The 21658-nt window shown below is 66.9% G+C and carries 30 protein-coding genes and 1 tRNA gene; 17 read left to right on the top strand and 14 right to left on the bottom strand.

What is annotated here, in order from left to right; genetic code table 11:
- Positions 1–37 precede the first annotated feature (37 nt).
- Positions 38–334, top strand: coding sequence for a metal-sensitive transcriptional regulator (locus AB0M15_RS18845; RefSeq protein ID WP_363820021.1), 297 nt, complete (start codon positions 38–40; stop codon positions 332–334).
- A gap of 23 nt (positions 335–357) precedes the next feature.
- Here AB0M15_RS18845 and AB0M15_RS18840 read toward each other — a convergent pair whose 3' ends face one another.
- Positions 358–1434: a cation diffusion facilitator family transporter gene (locus AB0M15_RS18840; protein ID WP_363820018.1), complete on the bottom strand. Its 1077-nt coding sequence runs from the start codon at positions 1432–1434 to the stop codon at positions 358–360.
- Positions 1431–1838, bottom strand: coding sequence for a metalloregulator ArsR/SmtB family transcription factor (locus AB0M15_RS18835; protein ID WP_363820015.1), 408 nt, complete (start codon positions 1836–1838; stop codon positions 1431–1433). The genes AB0M15_RS18840 and AB0M15_RS18835 overlap by 4 nt, the downstream gene beginning before the upstream one ends.
- Positions 1839–1921: 83 nt before the next feature.
- On the opposite strand from AB0M15_RS18835, the gene AB0M15_RS18830 reads away from it, so the two are divergent.
- Positions 1922–2944: a cytochrome c oxidase assembly protein gene (locus AB0M15_RS18830; RefSeq protein WP_363820013.1), complete on the top strand. Its 1023-nt coding sequence runs from the start codon at positions 1922–1924 to the stop codon at positions 2942–2944.
- A 44-nt stretch (positions 2945–2988) separates the two neighbouring features.
- Here the strand turns inward: AB0M15_RS18830 and AB0M15_RS18825 are convergent, their stop codons facing one another.
- The gene (locus AB0M15_RS18825; RefSeq protein WP_363820011.1) at positions 2989–3423 is read right to left on the bottom strand and encodes an SRPBCC family protein; all 435 of its coding nucleotides are present in this window, start codon (positions 3421–3423) and stop codon (positions 2989–2991) included.
- Positions 3424–3581: 158 nt separating this feature from the next.
- On the opposite strand from AB0M15_RS18825, the gene AB0M15_RS18820 reads away from it, so the two are divergent.
- Genes AB0M15_RS18820 through AB0M15_RS18810 form a run of 3 tightly spaced genes read left to right on the top strand, consistent with a single transcriptional unit; the run spans position 3582 to position 4613 of the window.
- Positions 3582–3941, top strand: a complete 360-nt coding sequence (locus tag AB0M15_RS18820) for a hypothetical protein (protein WP_363820008.1) — start codon at positions 3582–3584, stop codon at positions 3939–3941.
- Positions 3938–4192, top strand: a complete 255-nt coding sequence (locus tag AB0M15_RS18815; protein ID WP_363820005.1) for a MerR family DNA-binding transcriptional regulator — start codon at positions 3938–3940, stop codon at positions 4190–4192. The genes AB0M15_RS18820 and AB0M15_RS18815 overlap by 4 nt, the downstream gene beginning before the upstream one ends.
- Positions 4083–4613 carry a MerR family DNA-binding protein gene (locus AB0M15_RS18810; protein ID WP_363820003.1) on the top strand — a complete coding sequence of 177 codons (531 nt, stop codon included), beginning with the start codon at positions 4083–4085 and terminating at the stop codon, positions 4611–4613. The genes AB0M15_RS18815 and AB0M15_RS18810 overlap by 110 nt, the downstream gene beginning before the upstream one ends.
- Here the strand turns inward: AB0M15_RS18810 and AB0M15_RS18805 are convergent.
- On the bottom strand, positions 4548–4760 hold the full coding sequence (locus AB0M15_RS18805; protein ID WP_363820000.1) for a helix-turn-helix domain-containing protein: 213 nt from the start codon (positions 4758–4760) through the stop codon (positions 4548–4550). The genes AB0M15_RS18810 and AB0M15_RS18805 overlap by 66 nt on opposite strands.
- Before the next feature lie 113 nt (positions 4761–4873).
- Here AB0M15_RS18805 and AB0M15_RS18800 point away from each other — a divergent pair, with 113 nt between their 5' ends.
- On the top strand, positions 4874–5542 hold the full coding sequence (locus tag AB0M15_RS18800) for a hypothetical protein (protein WP_363819998.1): 669 nt from the start codon (positions 4874–4876) through the stop codon (positions 5540–5542).
- Positions 5539–6333 carry a helix-turn-helix domain-containing protein gene (locus tag AB0M15_RS18795; RefSeq protein WP_363819996.1) on the top strand — a complete coding sequence of 265 codons (795 nt, stop codon included), beginning with the start codon at positions 5539–5541 and terminating at the stop codon, positions 6331–6333. The genes AB0M15_RS18800 and AB0M15_RS18795 overlap by 4 nt, the downstream gene beginning before the upstream one ends.
- Before the next feature lie 94 nt (positions 6334–6427).
- Here AB0M15_RS18795 and AB0M15_RS18790 read toward each other — a convergent pair.
- From AB0M15_RS18790 to AB0M15_RS18780, 3 genes are all read right to left on the bottom strand, one after another.
- A tRNA-Thr gene (locus AB0M15_RS18790) sits at positions 6428–6500 on the bottom strand.
- A 57-nt stretch (positions 6501–6557) separates the two neighbouring features.
- Entirely contained in the window at positions 6558–7736 is a 1179-nt protein-coding gene (locus AB0M15_RS18785; RefSeq protein ID WP_363819994.1) for an MFS transporter, read from the bottom strand.
- A 22-nt stretch (positions 7737–7758) separates the two neighbouring features.
- Complete coding sequence (locus AB0M15_RS18780; RefSeq protein WP_363819991.1) at positions 7759–8562, bottom strand: SDR family oxidoreductase; 804 nt, start codon at positions 8560–8562, stop codon at positions 7759–7761.
- 158 nt (positions 8563–8720) lie between these two features.
- Here AB0M15_RS18780 and AB0M15_RS18775 point away from each other — a divergent pair, with 158 nt between their 5' ends.
- The 3 genes from AB0M15_RS18775 to AB0M15_RS18765 are packed head-to-tail and all read left to right on the top strand — an operon-like array spanning position 8721 to position 10394.
- Positions 8721–9038, top strand: a complete 318-nt coding sequence (locus AB0M15_RS18775; protein ID WP_363819989.1) for a hypothetical protein — start codon at positions 8721–8723, stop codon at positions 9036–9038.
- 18 nt (positions 9039–9056) lie between these two features.
- Positions 9057–10064 carry a DNA topoisomerase IB gene (locus AB0M15_RS18770; RefSeq protein ID WP_363819986.1) on the top strand — a complete coding sequence of 336 codons (1008 nt, stop codon included), beginning with the start codon at positions 9057–9059 and terminating at the stop codon, positions 10062–10064.
- 6 nt (positions 10065–10070) lie between these two features.
- A complete protein-coding gene (locus AB0M15_RS18765) occupies positions 10071–10394 on the top strand; it encodes a plasmid stabilization protein (protein WP_363819984.1) in 324 nt (107 codons plus the stop codon).
- A 2-nt stretch (positions 10395–10396) separates the two neighbouring features.
- On the opposite strand, the gene AB0M15_RS18760 is transcribed toward AB0M15_RS18765, so the two are convergent.
- Both AB0M15_RS18760 and AB0M15_RS18755 read right to left on the bottom strand, forming a co-directional pair.
- Positions 10397–11266 carry an alpha/beta hydrolase gene (locus AB0M15_RS18760; RefSeq protein WP_363819981.1) on the bottom strand — a complete coding sequence of 290 codons (870 nt, stop codon included), beginning with the start codon at positions 11264–11266 and terminating at the stop codon, positions 10397–10399.
- A gap of 1 nt (position 11267) precedes the next feature.
- Positions 11268–12233 (bottom strand): iron-containing redox enzyme family protein, encoded by a 966-nt coding sequence (locus AB0M15_RS18755; RefSeq protein ID WP_363819979.1) that lies wholly within the window; start codon positions 12231–12233, stop codon positions 11268–11270.
- A 54-nt stretch (positions 12234–12287) separates the two neighbouring features.
- Between AB0M15_RS18755 and AB0M15_RS18750 the strand changes: the two genes are divergently transcribed.
- Together AB0M15_RS18750 and AB0M15_RS18745 are read left to right on the top strand one after the other, a co-directional pair.
- A complete protein-coding gene (locus tag AB0M15_RS18750) occupies positions 12288–12485 on the top strand; it encodes a CDGSH iron-sulfur domain-containing protein (protein ID WP_363819976.1) in 198 nt (65 codons plus the stop codon).
- 10 nt (positions 12486–12495) lie between these two features.
- A complete protein-coding gene (locus tag AB0M15_RS18745) occupies positions 12496–13113 on the top strand; it encodes a UdgX family uracil-DNA binding protein (protein ID WP_363819973.1) in 618 nt (205 codons plus the stop codon).
- Here AB0M15_RS18745 and AB0M15_RS18740 read toward each other — a convergent pair.
- Positions 13102–14067, bottom strand: coding sequence for a TIGR03557 family F420-dependent LLM class oxidoreductase (locus AB0M15_RS18740; protein WP_363819971.1), 966 nt, complete (start codon positions 14065–14067; stop codon positions 13102–13104). The two genes, AB0M15_RS18745 and AB0M15_RS18740, sit on opposite strands and share 12 nt — an antisense overlap.
- 82 nt (positions 14068–14149) lie before the next feature.
- On the opposite strand from AB0M15_RS18740, the gene AB0M15_RS18735 reads away from it, so the two are divergent.
- The 4 genes from AB0M15_RS18735 to AB0M15_RS18720 are packed head-to-tail and all read left to right on the top strand — an operon-like array spanning position 14150 to position 16444.
- Positions 14150–14590 carry a hypothetical protein gene (locus AB0M15_RS18735; RefSeq protein WP_363819968.1) on the top strand — a complete coding sequence of 147 codons (441 nt, stop codon included), beginning with the start codon at positions 14150–14152 and terminating at the stop codon, positions 14588–14590.
- The gene (locus AB0M15_RS18730) at positions 14587–15816 is read left to right on the top strand and encodes a divalent metal cation transporter (RefSeq protein ID WP_363819965.1); all 1230 of its coding nucleotides are present in this window, start codon (positions 14587–14589) and stop codon (positions 15814–15816) included. The genes AB0M15_RS18735 and AB0M15_RS18730 overlap by 4 nt, the downstream gene beginning before the upstream one ends.
- Positions 15817–15819: 3 nt before the next feature.
- Complete coding sequence (locus AB0M15_RS18725) at positions 15820–16113, top strand: hypothetical protein (RefSeq protein WP_363819962.1); 294 nt, start codon at positions 15820–15822, stop codon at positions 16111–16113.
- Complete coding sequence (locus AB0M15_RS18720; protein WP_363819959.1) at positions 16100–16444, top strand: hypothetical protein; 345 nt, start codon at positions 16100–16102, stop codon at positions 16442–16444. Before AB0M15_RS18725 ends, AB0M15_RS18720 begins: the two co-directional genes overlap by 14 nt.
- Here AB0M15_RS18720 and AB0M15_RS18715 read toward each other — a convergent pair whose 3' ends face one another.
- The gene (locus AB0M15_RS18715) at positions 16445–17149 is read right to left on the bottom strand and encodes a GAF and ANTAR domain-containing protein (protein WP_363819956.1); all 705 of its coding nucleotides are present in this window, start codon (positions 17147–17149) and stop codon (positions 16445–16447) included.
- Between the two features lie 21 nt (positions 17150–17170).
- A complete protein-coding gene (locus AB0M15_RS18710) occupies positions 17171–18292 on the bottom strand; it encodes an aminotransferase class I/II-fold pyridoxal phosphate-dependent enzyme (RefSeq protein WP_363819953.1) in 1122 nt (373 codons plus the stop codon).
- A gap of 54 nt (positions 18293–18346) precedes the next feature.
- Between AB0M15_RS18710 and AB0M15_RS18705 the strand changes: the two genes are divergently transcribed.
- Complete coding sequence (locus AB0M15_RS18705) at positions 18347–18538, top strand: hypothetical protein (protein WP_363819950.1); 192 nt, start codon at positions 18347–18349, stop codon at positions 18536–18538.
- Between the two features lie 42 nt (positions 18539–18580).
- On the opposite strand, the gene AB0M15_RS18700 is transcribed toward AB0M15_RS18705, so the two are convergent.
- A complete protein-coding gene (locus AB0M15_RS18700) occupies positions 18581–19480 on the bottom strand; it encodes a hypothetical protein (protein WP_363819947.1) in 900 nt (299 codons plus the stop codon).
- Positions 19481–19557: 77 nt separating this feature from the next.
- Positions 19558–21459, bottom strand: a complete 1902-nt coding sequence (locus tag AB0M15_RS18695) for a heparinase II/III family protein (RefSeq protein WP_363819944.1) — start codon at positions 21457–21459, stop codon at positions 19558–19560.
- Between the last annotated feature and the right edge of the window lie 199 nt (positions 21460–21658).

The raw sequence follows: 21658 nt of genomic DNA, 5'->3' as shown, positions 1-21658 counted from the left end.
AGTGTTCACGGCGAGGTCAGGGAAGGAAGTGGTGGGCATGGTCCAGCAGGCACAGCACGGCTACATCGGCGACAAGGATGCTTATCTGCGTCGGTTGAAGCGCATCGAGGGTCAGGCCCGGGGCCTGCAGGGGATGGTCGACGACGAGAAGTACTGCATCGACATCCTCACCCAGATCTCGGCCATGACGAAGGCGCTGGAGTCCGTGGCGCTCGGGCTACTGGACGACCACCTGGCGCACTGCGTGCTCGACGCAGCGGCCGCCGGTGGACCGGAGGCCGACCGCAAGCTCAAGGAAGCATCTGAAGCGATCGCACGGCTGGTTCGCTCCTGAACCCGGTGCCCGGCTGAAAAGGTCTATTGGTGATGGGCAAGGCGTTCGTGGTGGGCGCGACCGGCGGCGCCGCCGGGGCTGACGTGGACGGTCGCGTCGATCAGTCGCGGCACACCGTGGAGCAGTGCATGCTGAGCTTCGACGGCGATCTCGTGACCGGCGATCACGTCCAGGGCGGGGTCGACGAGGACGCCTGTCTCGGCGCGCAGCCGGCGACCCGTCCAGCGCAGCCGCAAGGACTCGACATCGAGCACGCCGGGAACACCACGCAGTGAGGCTTCCGCGGCGTCGACCAGCTCGGGATCGACCGCGTCCATCAGACGCCGGTAGATGTTGACCGCCGCGCCCTTCAGTACAACCAGGATCGCCACGGTGATGACGAGACCGACGATCGGGTCGGCCAGTGGGAACCCGGCCATCACGCCGAGGGCGGCCGCGACCACAGCGAGCGAGGTGAAGCCATCGGTGCGGGCGTGCAGCCCGTCAGCCATCAGTGCGGCCGAGCCGATCTTGCGGCCGACGCGGATCCGGTAGACCGCGACCAGTTCGTTGCCGGCGAACCCGATCAGCCCTGCCGCCAGGACCACGCCGACGTTGCTGATCGGTTCGGGGTGGATCAGGCGCCGGATCGACTCGTATCCGGCGATCACGGCTGACAGCGCGATCATCAAGACGATGAATACTCCGGCCAGGTCTTCTGCTCGCCCGTAGCCGTAGGTGTAGCGGCGGGTGGGCGAGCGGCGGCCGAGGATGAAAGCGACCCACAACGGCAACGCCGTCAGGGCGTCGGAGAAGTTGTGGATGGTGTCGGCAAGCAATGCCGTCGACCCTGTCAGCAGTACGACCACGAGCTGCGCGACAGCGGTCACACCCAGCCCGATCAGGCTGATCTTCACCGCCCGGACTCCTTCAGCACTGGCCTCCAACGCGGAATCGGTGGAATCAGCCGCGTCGTGGCTGTGTGGCCTAAACAGCGACTCGAACACACCGAGCACGCCTTGCCGGTGTCCGTGCTCGTGCCCATGTCCGTGGCCGTGCCCATGACCGTGTCCGTGGCCGGCCGATTCGGAGGAAGGGTCGTGCTGGTGCGGGGTGGTCATCGCCGCTCTCCGGTGCTGATGTGCTGATCGAGTAGAGCGACCTCGCCCCGGTGATGCTCCGGCACCCCTGGCCCGGCGTGCTCGGCGTGGTGGACTGCGTCCTGGACGAGCTGGCGGACGTGATTGTTCTCCATCCGGTAGAACACCTGAGCGCCCTGCCGACGCGTCTGTACCAGCCGCGCCATCCGCAACTTCGCCAGATGCTGCGATACCGACGCCTGCGGCTTGCCGACCTGCGCCGCGAGATCGTTCACCGCCAACTCAGCATCCGACAGTGCCCACAACAGCCGCACCCGCGTGGAGTCGGCCAGCATCCGGAACACCTCGACCACCAGGTCCACGTTCTCCGCCGCTGGTTGCTCACGAATCGTGCCTGATCCACCACTCAAAGAATCTGCACCCATACGCATATGATCACATACGCACGTCAAACCCTGCTACCAGCTGACCGGCGCTCGCTGCCCGCGATCATGACGAAGGATCAACCGTGACGTTCCTGGCCGACCCCTTCCCACCACCAGCCACCGGCCACGCCGGCCACCACGGGCACGGGGCTGCGACCACTCCGCCGCCAGGCAGTCGCACAGTGGGCGAGATCGCAGGATGGCACGAGCTGGCAGCCTGGCGGCCGAGTCCGGGCTGGCTGGTACTCGTCGTTGTGCTCGCCGGTGGTTACCTGGTTGCTGTCGCTGTCCTGCGTCGGCGGGGAGTGCGATGGCCACTTGGTCGCAGTGCTGCGTGGCTCGGCGGGGTGGTGACGCTCGCGGCCATGACCTGTACGGGTGTCGGGCAGCTCGGTGCCGCGCTGTTCAGCGTTCACATGGGCCAGCACATGGTGCTGTCGATGCTGACCCCGATCCTGCTGCTACTCGGCGCCCCGATCACGCTCGCCTTGCGAGTGCTGCCGGCCATCGGCCGGGCGGGGGGCCCGCGGCGGTTACTGCTGAAAGTTCTGCAATCGCGGGTCGCGAAGGTGGTTTCGCATCCGGGAGTGACCGTGCCGCTGTTTGTGACCAGCCTGTTCGGTCTGTACTTCACCCAGCTGCTCGATCTGGCCATGGGCAGCCACGTCGGCCACCAACTGATGCTGATCCATTTTCTGATGGTCGGCCTGCTGTTCTTCGGCCCGATCCTCGCCGTCGACCCGTGGCCGCGCCGGTCTGCGCCAGGGCTGCGACTGCTCGAGATGCTGACCGCCGTACCGTTCCACGCCTTCTTCGGAGTCATCGTCATGGGTGCCGGCTATCCCCTCAGCGACACCTTCGCCGCCTCCGCACGAGCCCTTGGCGTCGATCCACTCGCAGACCAGGCCACCGGCGGCGGCATCGCCTGGGGATTCGGCGAGACACCGATCCTCATCGTCACCCTGGCCGTCTTCGTCCAATGGGTTCGTACCGACAGCCGTGCCGCTCGTCGATTCGACCGTCAGGCAGCCCGCGACGGCGACGCTGAACTCGCCGCCTACAACGCCCGGCTACGACTCCTCAATGACCGGCAACCCGCCAGCTAGTCGCGCATCAGGCGGCGGTGGGGCAAGCGAAGAGGGGCGCACAATCACGCTTCGAGACGTGCCTTGAGTCGGGTCATGTTGCGTTGCATTTCCTTGCGGGATTGCGGTCGGACCAGCAATGGCACGAGCACTTTGCCGATGCCGTGGCCTTCGAAGTCGAGGCTGATGGTGAGGCGGGTCCCCTCGGTTCCGGCCAACGGTTCGACAACGACGTCGACGGTGGCTCTGATGGGCCCGTCGGTGCCATGGACAGCCCAGCTGGAGGGCGGGCTGTATTTGGTGACCTCGGAGGTGACTTCGCGCTCGCGGCCGCCGATGCGCCGGGTGGTGTTGCAGATGGCGCCGAGGCTGGTCTCGTGGTCCATGTGGCCACCGACGACGTTGGCCTGCCACTCGGGGAATCGCTCGGGGTCGGTGACGTAGTCGAACACCTCTGCCGCAGGTGCGTCGACCTCGATCTGGTTCACGATGGCTGCCATCGCAAAGCTCCTTCCTTCGTCACGAGTCCTCGCTTTGCGAGGAGTTCTTGGTGGCATGACGAACGAGATGCCGCCGATTCGACAAGGCTAGGCCGGTGGGAGCTGTTTGACCGGCAGGGATTGCATTCGGTACTTAGGTACAGGTTTACCGTCGAAGCATGACCACAGGACCTCTTGCTCTCGTTCAGGCCGACGACTGGCTGCCGCAGGCCTGCACGTTGCCGACCGTCGAGCAGCCGCTGCGCATCGCAGAGTTCGACAGGCTGTTCACGGCCGGCCTACGGGGCTTGGGTCGGTCAGCACCGACCCGACTGCAGCTGCGCCTGGACGCCGCGACCGAGGCGACCGCACGGGAGCTGACAGCTCGGGAGACCAGCTGCTGCTCGTTCTTCACCTTCGACTTCACCCCAGCCCCGGACGGCGAGTTGCTGCTGGACGTCACGGTGCCGCAGGCGCAGGTCGACGTACTGGATGCGCTGGCGGTCCGCGCGGCCGCGGCTGCCGGGCTGTCGGCGTGACCGCGTCCGGGCTGCGAAGCGGCCAGGTCGCCGACGCTGCAGGCGTGAACCTGCAGACGCTGCGCTACTACGAGCGCCGCGGCCTGCTGGCCGAACCCGGCTGGAGCCCGGGAGGGGCACCGGCTCCATCCGCAGGAGGCGGTGACGGTGCTGCGGGTGATCAAGGCCGCGCAACGGCTCGGGTTCACCCTGGAAGAGATCTCCGACCTGCTCGAGGCCGGCCAGCATCGCCACAGCCGCAACCCCGATGAAGGCCTGCAGGCCCGCGCCCGGGACAAGCTGGTCGACGTGGAGGCCAAGATCGCCGACCTGACCGTGATCGCGGCGTCGCTTCGGACCGCGCTCGATGCCGGATGCGACGACCTGATCGACTGCGCTCACAGCTCCGGCTGTCCGCTGCCGTTCGCCGACCTGGCCACCGGCACGCCGCTGCAGTTGGTTGAGGGATCGGAGCAGCGCCGTGGCTGCCGACCGGTCACAGACCGGGAAGTCCCGTCGGCCGTGGCAGGGGATCACGGGTCGTATTCGTGGTCGGGTGCCTATAGAGGATCGGGAGCCTTTGTCTGGCGACCTCGAGCGGCTGTCTGCATGGAGTTGCTGGCTATGTCAGTTGGTCGGCGGGATCGACAGAGGGTGAGTGCTCCTGGCCAAGGCCTTTCTTCCAGGCGATGAGTCCTGGCGGTCGTACCGCAGGTGCCTTCCGACGCGATCGGCGGGAGGGCCGTATTTCTTGCCGCGCCATCCGTACAAGGTTGCCTTTGGCACCTTTAGGTAGGTCGAGACCTGGTTGATGTCCCAGAGGGGTTCGACTTCTGTCATGCCTTCTCCTCGCTTTCGTCTCTTGCTAGTCAACGGCTGACTGGATCGCGGTCTGCGTGCGGGGCGGGCGCGAGCCGTTGAACGATTTAGGAGATCGAGTCAGGAGGCTTGTTGTGCCGAGGAAGCGGTTGCCGTTGGGGACGTGGGGCGATATCTGGACATTTCCTGTTGGGTATGACGCAGCCGGGGTGGCTAACCAGTTCGAGGCTCGGGCGAAGTTTCGGAATCTTGACGGCGTGACGCGGCCTGTGGCGGCGCGGGGGAAGACCAAGTCGGCGGCGTCGAACAGCTTGCGAGAGAAGTTGATCAAGCGTGAGCGACTCGCGGACTCCGGCGAGCTCAAGGCTTCGGATCGGGTCTCGAAGGCTGTCGAGCTCTTCATGAAGGATCAGCAGTCTTCGGTGGAGGCGGGTATCAACTCGCCGGCCACCCTGGAAACCTATCGGTATCAAACGGACAAGAACATCTTGCCGCGGATTGGCGAGCTTGCGCTCGAGGAGGCTACGACTCCTCGGGTGAATCGGGTGATCGTGGCGATCAAGGATGAGGTCGGGGCGGCGTCTGCCAAGACTTGCAAGAGCATCCTGGCAGGCTCCTTTGCGCTGGCGGTCAGATACGGGGCATTGAAGTTGAATCCGGTTCGGGAGATTGCGTCTTTGGCGAGTTCGAGACGCAAACCAACTCGCGCGTTGGAGAAGACGGAGCGAGAGGATTGGTTCGATCTGCTCAGGCAGGACGAGCGGGCGGTCAAGGCCGATCTGGTCGATTTCAGAAGTTCATGATCGCGACTGGCGAGCGCATTGGTGAGTGCCTTGCCGTTTCGTGGCGAGATCTGGATCGACAAACCGGCGAGGTGGACTGCAGCCATCAGATCCAGCGGATCAAGGGGCAAGGGCTCATTCGGCGGCGGGTGAAGTCAGCTGCCGGCGATCGGATCCTGAAGCTTCCGGAATGGGCGCTTGAGATGTTGAACGATCGCTGGACACCGGGGACGTCGCTTGACGCGCCGTTGTTCCCCGATTCGAAGGGAGGGTTCCGGGATCCTCACAACGTGAGTAAGGCGCTTCGGGATGCTCGTCGACCCATTGGTAGCCAGCGACGTCGGGAGCTCGGCGCTTTGCTGAGGCAGCACAGAAGAGCCGCAGGGCTGACACAGACGCAGGCAGTGGCGAAGCTCGGGTGGCTCAAGACTCGGGTCAGCTTGGTTGAGACGGGGCGAGTTCGGGTCGATGTTGAGGACGTGATGGCTCTGGCGGATGCGTATCGGGTGCCACGGGCGGCTCGGTTGGCGCTGCTGGAGATGACAGAACTGGCGGGAATGCGCACTGTGGCCGATGAGCTTTCGTGGGTCACCTCGCACAAGTTCCGCAAGACAACGGCGACCATCCTCGAGGACGCCGGGCAGACGCCGCGACAGATTGCGGACCAGCTTGGGCACTCGCGCATCTCGACGACGATGGATGACTACATCGGACGCAAGACCCGCAATCCGGAGGCTGCGAAGCTTCTCGACGAGGCGATGCGGTCCATCCATGAGCAGGATCGGCAAGCGTCGCCAGGTCCCGACATGTGACGATAGATGTCGAGGGCCGAGCTCAAAGGGATGAGTAAAGGATGAGTTACGGCCCTCGGGGACATGCTCCGGTGGGAATAAGGCCAGGTCAGAGAGCCGACGAGGGGACTCGAACCCCTAACCACCGCTTTACAAGAGCGGTGCGCTGCCAGTTGCGCCACGTCGGCGGGTGCACCGGAGTGCGGGTCCATCGTAGTGGATGGGGGATGGGTGGTGGTTCGGGGTTAGTTCGGGGTGTTGAGGGTGGCTATGGGGCGGCGGAGGGCTTGGGCTCCGGGGACTGCCAGTAGGGCTACGGCGGCCATTACCAGGAAGGCTGCTAGGGGGTGGTCGACCAGTAGGCCGACGATGATCGCGACTATCAGGCCGCCCAGGTTGCCGGCCATCCAGATGAGGCCGGCGGCGGTGCCTTCGGCTTCCCCGGTGCGGCGTTCTACTAGTTCCAGGACGATTGGTAGGGCGGGGAGGAGCAGGAAGCCGATCAGGGTGATGGCGATGAAGCCCATTGCCACGCCGGGCCAGAAGGCCAGTGCGGCACAGGCCAGGGCGGTGAACGACAGGCTGGCTACCAGTAGGGCGGCTTCGGCGTGGTGGCGGACTACCAGGACCGGGACTACGGCGCTGCCGACTACTCCGGCTACTACGTTGATCAGGAGGATTGTGGAGGCGGTGCCGGCGGTTACGCCGGCTGGCTCCAGCAGGGCCTGGGTGAAGGTGGTCATGGCTACGAAGACGCCGAAGGGGAAGATCGCGAGGACGCAGAGGCGGCGGATGAGGGGGTCGCCCCAGGCGATTTTCAAGGCGCCGCGGTCGGGGCGGTGGTGTTCCGGTTTGTGTTCGCCGGGCTTGCGGAGGGCAATGATCAGCCAGGCGGCGGCGATGATGGAGAAGATTGCCGTCAGCCACAGCATCGTCGGTAGTTCATTGCTCTCGGCAAAGATCGCCGAGAGTGAGAATGCGATGACCATGCCGGCGAAGATGCTGGCGGTACCGGCGGCGATGCCGGTGGGGCGGTCTTTTTCGGCGAGGTAGCGGCCGGTGATGCCGGTTACTGCGTTGAGGACCAGGGGTTGGGCGATCGAGGCGATGATTTGGCCGGCTAGGAGCCAGCCGTAGGTGTCGCCCAGGCGGAGCAGGGCGCCGATGGCGGTCAGTACGGCGCCGGCGATCAGACCGCTGCGGAACCACTTGTCGAGGATGAGGCCGGCGGGGATCGCCAGTACGACGTACAGGAGTGGGAAGACCTGCGCCAACCAGCCGATCGCGTTCTCGGAGACCCCGTAGCGCGAGGCGGCGACTGTGGTGACGCCCGCGAAGTTGAGCCAGACGAGTTGGGTTGCTGCTCCTACGACCGCGAATGCGGCAATCGCTCCCCAGCGACTGCGCAGTTTGAGCTCGACCATGCGACTGCTCCCTCCCCAATGATTACCGCAGAGTAGCGCGCACCCGGCGGTCGATGAAGCGACGGACGACCGGGGCGAACAGAGGGCCCAGGCCGGACAGAGCGGCGATGCCGGGGTCGCAGTAGACGGCGAAGCGGCGGCGGTCGATTGCGCGGACGATGTCGGCGGCGACCTTGTCGGCAGTGATGGGTTTGATGGTGCCGGAGATGGCGGCGGTCTCGGCGGGTTTGTAGAGGTTTTCCTCGGCGAGTTGTGGGGCGTCGACGTCGGGTGGGAAGACGCAGCCGACGTGGATTCCGGCCGGCTTCAGTTCGCTGCGCACGACCTCCATCAGGCCCCGTACTGCGAACTTCGCCGGCGCGTACGCCGAATAGCCGTAGAACCCGAGCAGCGCGGTACTGGAGCTGATCGCCACGATCGAGCCGCGACCCCGCGCGACCATCGACGGCGCTACCGCCCGGATCGCGTACAGCGTGCCGAAGTAGTCGACCTCGATCATGCTCCGGAACACCTCGTCGGACAGCTCGAGGAAAGGCCCGGGCCGGGCCAACCCGGCGGCCGTGATCAGCACGTCGCACGGCCCTGCGTCAGCGACGAAACCGTCGAGAGCCGCGGTCAGTGCAGCCTGGTCAGAGACGTCTACGGCCGCGGTACGGACAAGAGCCCCGCCCGAGCGCAACCCAGCAGCAGCCGACTCCAGGCGGGCGGCGCCGCGGGCGATCAGGGAGACCGACGCACCCCGGGAAGCCAGCAGCCGGGCCGTCGCCAGGCCGATCCCGCTGGATCCGCCGGTGACGACAACATGAGCGTTGCTCACTTTTGTCATGGACAGACCCTGCCACGGCAGTCAGCCTTCTGGATAGAAGAGGAACAAAACAACCTTCGCGGGAACGGACTACGCCCAGCGCGTACCGCCGCGCTTTCGGTTGACGGTGGCCGAGGCAGCGGGGAGGGTGGGTTGACGGCACGGCCAGGGGGAGGCGTATGAGTGGAGACCGGGTGGCCCGGATCGACCTGTCTGTGGTCGATGGCGGGGGCGCGGTGGTTGCCGTGGCCGGGATGATGGACGTTCCGGTCGCGATGGCGTTGCGCCGGTTGCTGGTCGAGGCGGCCGAGTGGCGGGCGGGAGCGTTGCGGCTCCGGCTCGATATCCCGGTCAACGGGGCCGAGTTGCTGGCGCAGATCCTGCGGGACGCGCAGGCTCGCTTCCGCGCCAAGGGGCGCAAACTGGTCGTCGCGACGCCCAATCCGGCGGTCGCGAAGCTGCTGGCCGGCGCCAACGTCGCGGCGGAGCTCGAATAGTCCTGGGTACAGGACGGCGTGCGGCTGAGAAGAGTCAACGTCGACCGGCCCGGATTCACCCGGCGCAAGCGCGGTACCGGGTTCAGCTACCTCGATGCCGAGGGCAACGTGATCCGGGACGCCGAGGTGATCGAGCGGATCAAAGCTCTCGCGATCCCGCCCGCGTGGCAGGACGTCTGGATCAGCCCGCACCCCAACGGGCACATCCAGGCCGTCGGCAACGATGAGGCGGGGCGGCGGCAGTACCTGTATCACGATGAGTGGCGAGTGGCTCAGGATGCGGACAAGTACGAGCGGGTACGCCGCCTAGCACACCGCCTGCCCGCATTCCGTCGAGCGGTCGACCGCGATCTGTGTTCGCAGGGGCTCACTCATCAGCGCGTACTCGCGGTGGCGCTCAGGATGCTCGATCATGGTGTGTTCCGGACCGGCAATACGCAGTACGCCGAGGAGTACGGCAGCCGTGGAGCGGCGACCCTCCTCCGCGACGACGTCCGGGTCCGCAAAGGGCTGCTGGTCTTCGACTTCACCGCGAAGGGTGGGATCCGTCGGACGCTGGAACTGGAGGACGCGAAGCTGGTCACGGCGGTCACAGCGCTCAAACGCAGTCGGCACGAGAGCCCGCATCTGCTGGTCTATCGGGATCGCGACGGCTGGCACGACCTCGACGCCAACCAGATCAACGGGCGTTTCCAGGAGTTGGTCGGCGACGACTACACGGTCAAGGATCTGCGGACCTGGACTGCGACCGTCCATGCTGCCGTCGCGCTCGCCCAGGCGGATCCGCCGGACACGAAGAAGGCAACGAACGCTGCGGTCAAGGAGATGCTCAGCGAGGTCTCGGGGCACTTGGGCAATACACCGGCGGTTGCGCGGGCGTCGTACGTCGATCCGCGGGTGATCGCGCAGTATGAGGAAGGGCGGACCATCGCCCGGGCGATCAGGCTGGCGGGGTCGGACAATCTCAACCGGGAGGTTGTCCGGACGCGATTGGAGCGTTCGGTCGCGCGGTTGGTTGGGTACTAGGGGGCCATGCCAGCAGGATCGAGCAAGAAGCGTGAGCGGCAGTACGAGCACATCAAGGCCGGGCTGAAGAAGCGTGGTCGCAGTGAGGACACCGCCGAGGAGATCGCGGCGCGCACGGTCAACAAGGAGCGCGCCCGCTCCGGCGAGGCGAAGCAGAAGAGCCGCACGTCGACCGACGACATCTCGTCGAGCCGGCGCGGTGGGCTGCGGTCGCACAGCGGGGCGCAGGGGCGTACCAAGGAACAGCTCTACAACGAGGCCAAGCACAAGAACATCAAGGGCCGGTCGAAGATGACGAAGGCGGAGCTCGAGAAGGCCGTCGGCCGCTAAAGCTAACGCAGGAAGCTCCGGAGGCTCTGGACAAGCTCGAGCGGCGCGTTCTCCGCGATGTGATGCGTCGAGTCGATGCCGTGGCCGACGATCTGCGGACACCACGGGTGCCAGACCTCGAGCGGGTTCCCGTAGAGCTCTTCCAGGTCGTCGCGCTCGGACCAGAGCAGCATCGTGGGGCAGGTGATCCGGCGGCCGTCGGCGCGATCCTTCTCGTCGGCCTGACGGTCGACGCCGAGGCCGGCGCGGTAGTCCTCGACCATCGCGTGCACGGTGGCCGGGTTGCGGATGGCGGCGAGGAAGTCGGCGTGGTTCTCGGGGCCGAGTACGTCGGGGCCGTTCGAGGTCCAGGCGTTGTACCAGGTCTCGGGATCGGCGCAGATCACCCGCTCGGCGGGCTTGGCGGTCTGGGCGAAGAACCACCAGTGCCACCACATCGCGGCGAACTTGTCCGTACACCGCTCCAGCGCCTCGACCACCGGTACGCCGTCCATCACGACCAGCTTGCTGACCCGGTCGGGGTGGTCGAGCGCGGTCCGGTACGCGACGTACGAGCCGCGGTCGTGCCCGACGACGGCGAACTGGTCATGGCCGAGCTCGGTCATCAACCCCACGACGTCGCCGGCCATGGCTCTCTTCGAGTACTGCGTATGCGCAGCGTCCGCCGCTGGCTTATCCGACTGGCCATAGCCGCGCAGGTCCGGGCAGACCACCGTGAACTCGTCAGCCAGAGCTGGTGCGACCTGGTACCACGTGGTGTGCGTCCGCGGATGTCCGTGGAGTAGTACGACGGCGGGCCCGGACCCGCCGTGGCGGACACGCAGGCTGACCTCACCGACGTTGACTCGATCGAGCTGGAAACCGTCGAACATGTCAGCTGGCCACCTTTCGAGCGCCTGCATTCCAGCCTGAGAGGAGTTGCTGGGCGAGAAGGTTGTCGAGGCCTAGGCAGCAGGCGGCTCCGAAGAGGATGTCGGGCACCGCGTCGGGGTGGTCTGCGGCGTAGCTGTCGCAGAGGTCGTGGGCGGCGATCTGCTCGTGGACTGCGTCGGCCTCGACGTGCTCGGTGAAGTAGTGCGCGGCGGCAGGGTCGGCGCCGAGGCGGGTTGCGCCGGCGGCGTACCGGCGGTTGGGGAGGGTTGAGGTCATTTCGAGGGCGGCGAGGTGGCCGAGTAGTGCTCCGGTCCAGCGGCGGTGGAGGGCGAAGTACGACATCACGTTCGAGAGCGCGAGGGTGACGGCTGGTACGTCGGGGACGTAGCGGCCGTAGGTGTCGTCGAGGTCCAGCCAGCGCATCGTCGTACGGAACAGCTCGGCGTGCATCCGGTCGGGTCGGCCGCCGCCGTACTCATCGGCCTGGATCTCCACCAGCGCAGCCTTCGCCGGCCCCTCGAGACGCGGGATGCCGAAGCTGTGCGGGTCGGCCTCTTTGAGCTGGTAGATCGATCTGTTCAGGAGGAACTCCCGGAACTCGTCGCGATCGGCGTGCCGTTGCAGGTATGCCGCGAGCGACGGGCCGTCGTCGTTGTCGATCAGCTCGCGCAACAGTTGGGAAGGCCTGCCCTCGACCTCGGCCCAGAAACCCGCCCGCAGCCACTCGATCCAGGACTGCTCGAGCGAGGCGCGGAAGGCGAGGACATCGAGGTCCCACTCCGCCTCGGCATCGACCTCGTCGAAGCCGCGGTAGTGGAGCTCGTAGCAGCACCACAACGCCAGCTGGAGATCTTCGTCGGCCCAGGGCTCGGTGCTGGCGGCCGGCGGACAGGGTGTGTCCGACTCGTCACGCAGGTGGTCGATCAGCCAGCTGCTGAGCGGTCCACGGGCTGGGGGGAGGTGCATGGTGGTTCTCCTTCACGGCCTCGCGCCGAGTGTGGCGCTGGGTACCGGTACCCCGTGCATAACTTTGATACAGCCGAGATCCAGGCCTACGAGGACGGGCCGTTGATTGTCCGCGGCAACTTCGAGTTGCGCGACGAGAACGGTGAGCTGATCGACCCCGGCCGCGCCACGATCGCCTTGTGCCGCTGCGGTAAGTCGGCGTTGAAGCCGCTGTGCGACGGCACACATACTCTGATCAAGAAGCGCCGTTAGGAGCAGACCCGTGGAGAAGTTCGCCGGAGCTGAGGAGTGGGTGCCTCCGCGGGGCGGCCTGCCCAAGCTGGAAGCGGCGCTCCGGGACTGCCGGGGCTGCGACCTGTGGGAGCACGCGGAGCAGGTCGTCCCGGGCGACGGTACGGCGAAGGCCCGGATGATGCTGGTCGGGGAGCAGCCCGGCGATGTCGAGGACGTGGAAGGCCGCGTCTTCGTCGGGCCGGCCGGACGGCTGCTCGACAAGGCGCTGGACGCCGCGGGCATCGATCGCGACCAGCTGTATGTGACCAATGCGGTGAAGCACTTCCGGTTCGAGCGCCGGGGCAAACGGCGGATCCACAAGACCCCGGCCGCCGGACACATCGTTGCCTGCAGCCCCTGGTTGACGCGGGAGCTGCGGATCGTCAAGCCAGAACTCGTGGTCGTACTCGGTGCGGTTGCTGCTCGGGCACTGTTGGGAACGGGCTTCAAGGTGACCGAGCGCCGCGGCGAGGCAGTCGAGTTGCCGGACGGCACCGCCGCGATGGCGACGGTCCATCCGTCCGCCGTGGTGCGTTCCGAGGAGTACCGCCGCGACTTCGCCCTCTTCGTCGCCGACCTCCGCGCGGCAGCCGCGCTACTTCCCTGAGCGGCGCAACTCGGGCAGGACCTCGTCGCGGTACAGCTTCATCATGTCGATCGAGTGCGGGCCCATGTTCGCCACGTAGATCTCGTCGAAGCCGGCCTCGACGTACGGCTTGAACGCCTCGAGGTGATCGTCCGCCTTCGGGCCTGCTGCCACCGATCCGGCTGTCTGTTCCCTGGTGACCAGCTCGCTCGCCTGCTCGAAATGCCGCGGCGACGGCAGGACCTGGGCCAGCTCGCCCGGCACCCCGGCGTTGCGCCAGATCCGATGCGCCTGCTCGACGCCTTCGTCCACAGTCGGCGCGTAGCTCACCTTGAAGCCCGCCTGGGCCGGTTTGTCGCTGCCGCCGTTGGCGCGGTACCGCGCCAAGAGCTCCTTGTCCGGGGTGGTCGTGATGTAGCCGTCGGCGATCCGGGCCGCGACGTCGGTCGCCTCGGGGCCGAACCCGGACATGTAGATCGGCAGCGGCGAGTCCGGACGGGTGTAGATCCGGGCGGTATCGACCGTGTAGTGCTTGCCGCGATGGTTGACGAAGCCGTCCTCGGTCCACAGCCGGCGCATGATCTCGACGGCCTCCTCGAGCATCTCCAGCCGCACGTCGACCGTCGGCCAGGCGTCGCCGAAGATGTGCTCGTTGAGCGCTTCGCCGGTACCGATCCCGAGCCGGAAGCGCCCGTTCAGCAGTACCGCGCTGGTCGCCGCCGCCTGCGCGATGACCGCGGGATGGATCCGTACGGTCGGGCAGGTGACCGCCGTCGTCACGGGCAGCTCGCACACCTGCGAGACCGCCCCGATCGTCGACCAGACGAACGCGCTCTGTCCCTGCTCGTCGTTCCAGGGATGGAAATGGTCGCTGATCCACAGGCCGTCGAAGCCGGACTCCTCGGCCAGCCGCGCCTGTTCGATCAACTGCGCGGGGGTGTACTCCTCGCTGGACAGGAAGTAGCCGATCTTCACGTCACGCCTCCAAGTCTCGTCGGTACTGCCCCGGTGCCCCGGTGCATTCATGAGTACGCATATCGGTGGGTACTGAGGCCGCGTGCGACGAGTCATCGAGTGCTGCGGGGTTGGTTGCCTGGTCATCGCGGTTTGCGCCGGATGCGGCGATCCGGACCAGCAACTGCGCTCGGAAGGCGCGCGGGCGGCCCGTGAGGCGGCCTCGGCGGCCGGTACTGCGGAACTGGCGGGCCAGTCGTTCCTCGACCACAAGCTCTGGTCCCAGCCGGCCACCCAGCTGGTCAGCGAGGCTGAGAAGGCGTTGGGCCAGGTCAGCAGCACCTTCGACCAGCAGCAGCCCAAGACCCGGGCCTCCCGCAAGACCTACGACCAGGTCTCCAAGACCCTGGACGATGCCGCGGGTGACGTCACCGACCTCCGGATCGCACTGACGAACGGTGACGAAGGTGGCGTGGCGGAGTTGGTGAAGGAGCTGGCCGACACCACCGAGGGGTTGCGCCGGCTGGGGGAGACGGAGAAGTGAAGAAGGTCTTCGCCGTCACACTCGGCATCCTGACCGCGATCGGCGGCTTCGTCGACATCGGCGACCTGGTCACCAACGCCCTGGTCGGCGCGCGGTTCGGGATGCGGCTCAGCTGGGTCGTGGTGCTCGGCGTGATCGGGATCTGCCTGTACGCCGACATGTCCGGCCGGGTCGTCGCGGTGTCCGGCCGTCCGGTGTTCGACCTGATCCGGGAACGGCTCGGCTGGCGTACCGGCCTCGTCACGCTCATCGCGTCGTTCCTCGTCACGTTGCTGACGCTGATCGCGGAGATCGGCGGCGTCGCGCTGGCCTTCGAGCTGGCGAGTGGGGTCAACTACCTGCTCTGGGTGCCACTCGCCGCGCTCGCGGTCTGGTTGGTCATCTGGCGGGTCAAGTTCTCCAAGCTGGAGACGGTGTTCGGACTGATGGGGCTGCTGCTGGTCATCTTCGCCGTCGCCCTCTGGAAGCTCGGCCCGGACTGGGGGCAGCTGGTCCACCAGGCGACGAACCCGCATCCGGCCGGTCACGAGACCTGGGCGACGTACGCGTACTACGCGATCGCCCTGTTCGGGGCCGCGATGACACCGTACGAGGTGTTCTTCTTCTCCTCCGGTGGGGTGGAGGAGAAGTGGACCAAGCGCGATCTGGCGACCGAGCGGTCGAACGTGTTCATCGGCTTCCCGCTCGGCGGGCTGCTGTCGCTCGCCATCGCCGGCTGTGCGGCGGTGCTGTACCTGCCGGTGGGGATCCACGTGGAGACGCTCGGTCAGGTGACGCTGCCGGTGGCCGTCGCCTTCGGCAAGCTCGGGTTGGCGATCGTGCTGATCGGCGTGTTCGCGGCGACCTTCGGGGCGGCGCTGGAGACCTCGCTGTCGTGTGGGTACACGATCGCGCAGTACTTCGGTTGGCAGTGGGGCAAGTTCGTCCGGCCGCGGCAGGCGGCGCGGTTCCATCTGGTGATGATCGTCTGCCTGCTGCTCGCCATCCTCGTCCTGCTGACGATGGTGGATCCGGTCCTCGTCACGGAGTACTCCGTGGTGTTCGCGGCGATGGCGCTGCCGCTGACCTATCTGCCGATCCTGATCATCGCCAACGATCCCGACTACATGCGCGACGAGATCAACGGCCGGGTGCGGAACTTCCTCGGGCTGGTCTACCTCGGATTGTTGCTGGTGGCATCGATCGCGGCGATTCCGCTGATGATCATCACGAAAGCGGGGCGGTGACTCTTGAGCGGCAAGGTGTTGCACGCGCAGTTGCATCTGCTGGATCGGCAGCTGATCGACCAGGCGACGGGAGAGTTGCTGGGCAAGGTCGACGATGTCGAGCTGGACCTGGACGCAGATCCGCCGGTGGTGTCGGCGCTGATCTCGGGGCGCGAGCGGATTCCCGCGGTCCAGGTGATGGAGATCGGTACCGCGGTCAAGATCGTGCCCGCCGAGCTGAACCTCACCCGTGGCGACGACTGGGTCGAGCGGCACGTCATCGACAAGATCCCTGGAGCCGGCGATGCGCCTGAATGAACTGCTCGGCCGGAGCGTGGTCGATCGTCACGGAGAGCGGATCGGCGGGGTCGCGGATGTCCGGCTGGTCCAGGACGGGCCGCTTCCTGCCGGTGGCAGTCAGGCCGCGCTGAGGGTGGACGGCCTGATCGTCGTCGAGCGTCGGACCACGCGGCTCTTCGGGTACGAACGGCACGTCGGACCGGCGCTGCTGCGGGCGATCGTGCACAGCAGGCTGGGCGAGGTCTGGTACCTGCCTTGGGCAGACGTCGCGCGGATTACCGACGAGTCGGTCGAGTGTGCGAACGGCCGCGACGAGTTGAGACGGCTCGAGGAACTGGCCCGCTACTAGTCAGTGCGGGAGTTTGCGGGTGTCGATGAGTTGCTGGGCGACGTCGCGGAGTTTGGTGTTGGTGTCTTGGGAGTAGCGCTTGAGGATGGCGAAGGCGCGGTCTGCGTCGACGTCGAAGCGTTCCATCAGGATGCCCATGGCTTGGCCGACGAGTTTTCGGGCGTCGACGGCTTGGGTCATGGTTTCTTCGTGGCGGGCCGAGGCGACGGCGACGGAGGCGTGCCGGGCGAGGATGTGGGCGATCGCCTCGTCGTCGGCGGTGAAGGCGTCGGGCTGGGCGGAGTACAGGCCTAGTACGCCGACGGTCGCGCGACTCGAGTAGCCGGTGGAGAGCGGGACGTCGAGCACGCTGCGAACGCCGAGCTTGGCGACCTTCTCGGCCCACTGCGGCCAGCGGTCGTCGGTATGGGTGTCGCGGATCAAAACGGTCGTGCTGTTCTGCAGGGCGGTGATCAGTGGGCCGGTCTCGCTGTCGATCTGAAGGCTGTAGACCTCCGCGACCATCGAATCGGTGACCGCGGCGACCTCCGGCGAGCCGCGGCCGGCCAGAACCAGGCCGGCATGACTGAGGCTCAGTGCCTGCAGGGCGAACTGCACCACGGCGTCGACGGTCTCCTCGACGCCGGGCGCGTCGTGCAGTTCGACGGCCAGCCGCGCGAAGGTGTCAGCCGCAGCGCTCGCTCCGTCGTCCGGGGAGTACTCCATGCCGAAATTATGCCAACAGCCTCACGAGATGGCGTCGGACATGCGGGCGAGCATCTCGGTCAGCAGCTCTTCGCTGGTCCCGAAGTTCAGCCGGACGAAGCTGGTCGCGGCCGGGTCGTAGCTGCGTCCCGGGCTGAGTGCGACCTTGGAATGCTCCAGGAAGAACGCGGCGGGGTCCTCGCCGAGGCCGGCGCCGGCACAGTCGAGCCAGGCGACGTAGGTGGCCTGTGGCGACGTCCAGGTGATGCCCTTCGGGAGCTGGTCACCGAGCAGCGCGCGGTTGCGGTCGAGTTGGCGCAGTACGTCGTCGAGCCAGTCGTCGCCGTTCGTGAAGGCGGCCTCGGCGGCGAGAACGCCCAGGATGCCCACCTGGTCGTTGTTGAACGGCAGGCGCTTCACGAGATCCTGCGCGCGGTCCGACGCGGTCACCAGGAGGGCTGTCTTCAGACCGGCCAGGTTGAAGGCCTTCGAGGCCGAGGTCAGCGAGATGCCGCAGGACCGGGCCGCGTCGGAGACCTCGAGCCAGGGCGTGTGCTTGGCGCCGGGCAGGACGAGCGGTGCGTGGATCTCGTCGGCGAGCACCCAGGTGCCGTACTGCGCGCAGAGGTCGGCGATCTGCGTCAGCTCCGAGTGCGGGAGCACCCGGCCCGTGGGGTTGTGCGGGTTGGGCAGGATCAGGATGTCCAGCCCGTCTTGCAGCCGCGTGGACAGCGCTTCGAGGTCGAACGAGCCGTCGGCGAGCAGCGGGATCGAGACCAGCGAGAAGCCGGCCGCCGGGAGCTGCTGGAAGAACGGCGGATAGGTCGCGGTCGCGAACCCGATCGACCCGCCCGGTGCGATCAGCCGGCACAGCTCGATCAGCCCGACCATCACGTCCGGTACGAGCGTCACCCGCTCGGGATCGACCTGCCAGTCCAGCCGGCGCTCGGCGAACCCAGCGAAGGCAGCACTGACCGAAGGAGCGGCGCCGCTCGTGTAGCCGAGGTCGCTGCGGTCGATCGCGTCCCGGAGTACGGCGGTGATCGGCTCGGCCAGCTCGAAGTCCATCTCCGCGATGGTCGCGGAGATCACCCCGGCCGCGTGCCCGGACCACTTCTCGCTCCGTCGCCGTTGCAACTCTTCCAGTGCTGGTACGCGTGGCATGTTTCCGAACGTACCTGGGTACCGGGGCCGCAATGGCAATGAGGAGGTAGCGCGATGAGTACGAACCCCATTCCGCCCATCACCCCGGTCGGTCCGGGAAGTGATCCGAACGAGAATCCGGACCTGGTCGACCCGGGAACGGAGAACCCGGACATCGGCATCCGTCCCGGCGATGACAGCCCGCTGTCGATCCCCGAGCCCGATCCGGACGAGGACCCGAACGAGCAGTTGCCGCATTTCGACTGAACCCGATGGCCCCACCCGCAGTGCGGGTGGGGCCATCGTGGGCTACTGGCCTCGCAGCGTGTCGTTCCTCGGGGTGTAGCGGAAGTAGTGCGGGTCGGTGAAGGTGCCGGGCACCCGGCCCAGGTTCTTGATCACGGTGGCGGTTCCTTTGACGTGGGCCATCGAGTAGAGGGTCGCCGACTGGGTGTCCCGGTCGATGCCGAGGATCAGCGTGCCGGTCCCGCACGGAGCGGCGATCAACTGCTCGAAGACCTGCCAGGTCGAGGTGCGCAAGGTGGTCCCGTACGTCGACATCGGATAGGTACCGAAGACCATCACCGTCATCAGCCGGCCCGCACGGTTGTTGAGCAGATAGACGTCGTAGCTGAACTCGCGCGCGATCAGCGTCATCGACTTGGCCGCGCTGAGACCGCCGATGCCGCCGGTACCGTGCCAGCCGGTCTCGTCCAGCGTCCAGCGCTTCAGGAGGCCGCTCGTGTCCTGGGCATAGAGGGTGGTGCGCTTCGGCTCCAGCGGGTCCACCGGGTTGTGGATCGACTCGTCGATCCAGCGGAACGCGGACCTGCCCCCACCGATCCGGCTCTCGGTGACCGGGTGGGCCGGGTCGACCTGACCGTTGGCGAGAGTCGAGTACGCCGTCGAGTACAAGGCGTTTCCGTGAACGGTCATCCCGGACCTCGCGGCGCCGGTCCCGCTCGGGATGTTCCGGAAGGTACTGATGTGCTGGATCGAGCCCGGCTGATGCACGCCGGGCGTCGTGGTCGCCGCGCCGACGGAGACGGGCGCCGTCGCGGTGATCGTGCGGGCGGTCTGGGCTCCTGCCGCGGTGACCGAGCCGAGGTTGAGTGAGCAGGTGGCGGCGGCGTTGGCCGGTACGACGGTGGAGCAGAGCGCGAAGGTCAGTACTGCGGCCCCCGCCAGGCTGATGGTCTTGGTGCGCATGCTGGATCCCCTCCCAGGTTCCACGAGGGCACCAATGTGGCCCCCATCACATTGGAAGCCGCTCGGGGCCCGGAAGTTCACTTCAACCGGCTCAACGTGCCATCAGCCTGTACTGCGATCGTCGTGTGCAGCGTGCCGACGGTCAGATCGATCAGGTACGTCGACCCCGTCGTGCGGGTCGTATAGCTGACAGCGGCCTTCGAATCGGCGGGGACGATGAGCGACAGGATCGTCGCGGACTTCCCGTTGCGGTGGAAGGCCACCGTCGGAGCAGCCAGCTTCTCCGTCGCTTTCGGGAAGTGCCAGCCCTGGACCGGGTCGTCCTCGCCCTGCTCGACGGTGATCGCATCGCCCGGAAGGTCAACGGAATAAGGGATCTGCAGCAGGACCGTCTTGACCTTGTCGCCCGGTTTCTGGGCGGTCGCGGTGGTCGGTGAGGAGATCTTCACCTGCTGGCCCTCGGGCAGGTGCCACAGGGTTTTGAAGGACTGGTCGTCGTCCGCGGTCGCCCGGTCCAGCGCGACGATCAGGTCCGGGTCCTTGAGCACGAGGACCGAGCGGTTGCGGGTCATCCCCGGCGCGGGTTCGTCGGCGAACTCGTAGAACTCCGACGTCGGCTGGATCGCCGAGCGGGCGAGCTTCGTCTCGACCCGGTGACCTTCCATGCCGGGGCTGGTCAGCACGTTGTGCGCGGCCTGGCTGTGCACCCATTCGCGCCACTTGTCCCGCTGGTACCCCGAATGCCCGCCGTCGATCAGGATCTGCCGGCCGTGCGAGGTGTAGGTCATCGACATGTGGTCGTCGTGCCCGTGCAGCGTGGGCGCCGGCCCGAACCTCAGGCTGTACGTCGATTCGAGCGCGAGCGGCCGCTTCTCACCCCACCCGGTATGGCCGAAGATGTAGCCGGCGTCGTAGATCCCGACCCGCTCGGTCGGGTGGGGGCCGGGAAGCGCCTCGATCACCTCGGAGTCGCCGAGCTGGTGGAGTTTGCCGAGCGAGTCGGTGGCCATCACGAGCCACTTCGCGAGCGCCGCGCGACGGGTGTTGATATTCGACCCGGGATCGGCGCCGCACTCCTTCAGCGCCTTCGCGGCCCGCCCCCAGAGCGAGTAGTTGAACTGGGCATATCCGGTCGACTGTTCGTTGGTCGAGCCCTGCTCGTCGATCGCCTCGGTGATCGCCCGGGCCAGCCGGCGCTGGGCCAGCTCCTTCAGCGGCTCGCGACCGAGCGTGCAGCCGATCCCGAACATCGCGATGCTCTCGTCGGTACCGTGGTTGCCGGGTCCGCCGAAGTTGATCTCCATGAACCTGGCGTGGTCCAGCAAAGCCTTGTCCAGCCAGGCATAACCAGCGGGCAGAGTCTTCACCTTGAGCCCGGACAGGATCGCCTGCCGGGTGCAGATCAGCACGTTGGTGCGGTGCATCGTCGCCTCGTGCGCGCCGACATCGACCTTCCAGTCGTACGGGTTGTCGTTCACCCAGTCCTGGATGATCGTCGTCACCCGCGCCATCGCGGCCTTGTCGCCCTTGCCGGCGGCCTTGATGCCCTGGCCGAGCCAGCGCAGCGAGTGCAGCCACATGTACCAGCTGGGCTGGTTGTACGGGTTCGAACGCCAGTTGATGTCGCCCTTTCCGTTGCCCACCTGGTACGCCGGGTAGACGCCCCACTTGAACTTGTCCTGGTACAGCCCGGACAGCGGGTTGGGCGTCTCGACTCCGCTGAACCCGGGGCACGTGTACTTGTTGGCGGGAGCCGGCGCGGGCTTGCCGGGCTTCGGGGGCGTGCTGAGGTTGGTGGAGCTCGGGATCGCCCGCACCACGGTCTTCGGCTCGCCGCGGGGGTGGAAGGAACGCTGGGGTGAGATCGTCACCGTGACCAGGGCGATCACCACGACGACGACCGCCGCGGTCAGGAGCGGCAGTCGCTGCCGCCGAACCTGCCGCAGGGCGTGCTGAAGTCTGTGCCGTCGGGGCGCCATTACCGTCCTCACTTCGCTCTCGGGTCTTGACTATTCAGGTCTAGACCGGTATTGAGGGCGGGCGTGGCCCCGGATCAGGTCTGCTGGTGGTTTTCGAGCCGATGAATGCCGGCGGCTCTACCCCTATAGATGTCCGGAACCCCCGGAAATGTTGGGTCCGTGAGGGCACGAAATGAAAACGCCGCCGTGCCCCCTTGCT

This window comes from Kribbella sp. NPDC051718, assembly GCF_040681515.1.
Classification (GTDB): Bacteria; Actinomycetota; Actinomycetes; order Propionibacteriales; family Kribbellaceae; genus Kribbella.
Note: the sequence above shows the minus strand (reverse complement) of the source record. Positions and strands in the feature narration are given on the sequence as shown.

What these genes read in the sequence shown, in the direction of transcription:
- AB0M15_RS18845 (WP_363820021.1), top strand. Translation starts at nt 38, where the DNA reads ATGGTCCAGCAGGCACAGCACGGCTACATCGGCGACAAGGATGCTTAT.
- AB0M15_RS18840 (WP_363820018.1), bottom strand. Translation starts at nt 1,434, where the DNA reads ATGACCACCCCGCACCAGCACGACCCTTCCTCCGAATCGGCCGGCCAC.
- AB0M15_RS18835 (WP_363820015.1), bottom strand. Translation starts at nt 1,838, where the DNA reads ATGGGTGCAGATTCTTTGAGTGGTGGATCAGGCACGATTCGTGAGCAA.
- AB0M15_RS18825 (WP_363820011.1), bottom strand. Translation starts at nt 3,423, where the DNA reads ATGGCAGCCATCGTGAACCAGATCGAGGTCGACGCACCTGCGGCAGAG.
- AB0M15_RS18820 (WP_363820008.1), top strand. Translation starts at nt 3,582, where the DNA reads ATGACCACAGGACCTCTTGCTCTCGTTCAGGCCGACGACTGGCTGCCG.
- AB0M15_RS18805 (WP_363820000.1), bottom strand. Translation starts at nt 4,760, where the DNA reads ATGACAGAAGTCGAACCCCTCTGGGACATCAACCAGGTCTCGACCTAC.
- AB0M15_RS18795 (WP_363819996.1), top strand. Translation starts at nt 5,539, where the DNA reads ATGATCGCGACTGGCGAGCGCATTGGTGAGTGCCTTGCCGTTTCGTGG.
- AB0M15_RS18785 (WP_363819994.1), bottom strand. Translation starts at nt 7,736, where the DNA reads ATGGTCGAGCTCAAACTGCGCAGTCGCTGGGGAGCGATTGCCGCATTC.
- AB0M15_RS18780 (WP_363819991.1), bottom strand. Translation starts at nt 8,562, where the DNA reads ATGACAAAAGTGAGCAACGCTCATGTTGTCGTCACCGGCGGATCCAGC.
- AB0M15_RS18775 (WP_363819989.1), top strand. Translation starts at nt 8,721, where the DNA reads ATGAGTGGAGACCGGGTGGCCCGGATCGACCTGTCTGTGGTCGATGGC.
- AB0M15_RS18765 (WP_363819984.1), top strand. Translation starts at nt 10,071, where the DNA reads ATGCCAGCAGGATCGAGCAAGAAGCGTGAGCGGCAGTACGAGCACATC.
- AB0M15_RS18760 (WP_363819981.1), bottom strand. Translation starts at nt 11,266, where the DNA reads ATGTTCGACGGTTTCCAGCTCGATCGAGTCAACGTCGGTGAGGTCAGC.
- AB0M15_RS18755 (WP_363819979.1), bottom strand. Translation starts at nt 12,233, where the DNA reads ATGCACCTCCCCCCAGCCCGTGGACCGCTCAGCAGCTGGCTGATCGAC.
- AB0M15_RS18720 (WP_363819959.1), top strand. Translation starts at nt 16,100, where the DNA reads ATGCGCCTGAATGAACTGCTCGGCCGGAGCGTGGTCGATCGTCACGGA.
- AB0M15_RS18715 (WP_363819956.1), bottom strand. Translation starts at nt 17,149, where the DNA reads ATGGAGTACTCCCCGGACGACGGAGCGAGCGCTGCGGCTGACACCTTC.
- AB0M15_RS18710 (WP_363819953.1), bottom strand. Translation starts at nt 18,292, where the DNA reads ATGCCACGCGTACCAGCACTGGAAGAGTTGCAACGGCGACGGAGCGAG.
- AB0M15_RS18705 (WP_363819950.1), top strand. Translation starts at nt 18,347, where the DNA reads ATGAGTACGAACCCCATTCCGCCCATCACCCCGGTCGGTCCGGGAAGT.
- AB0M15_RS18700 (WP_363819947.1), bottom strand. Translation starts at nt 19,480, where the DNA reads ATGCGCACCAAGACCATCAGCCTGGCGGGGGCCGCAGTACTGACCTTC.
- AB0M15_RS18695 (WP_363819944.1), bottom strand. Translation starts at nt 21,459, where the DNA reads ATGGCGCCCCGACGGCACAGACTTCAGCACGCCCTGCGGCAGGTTCGG.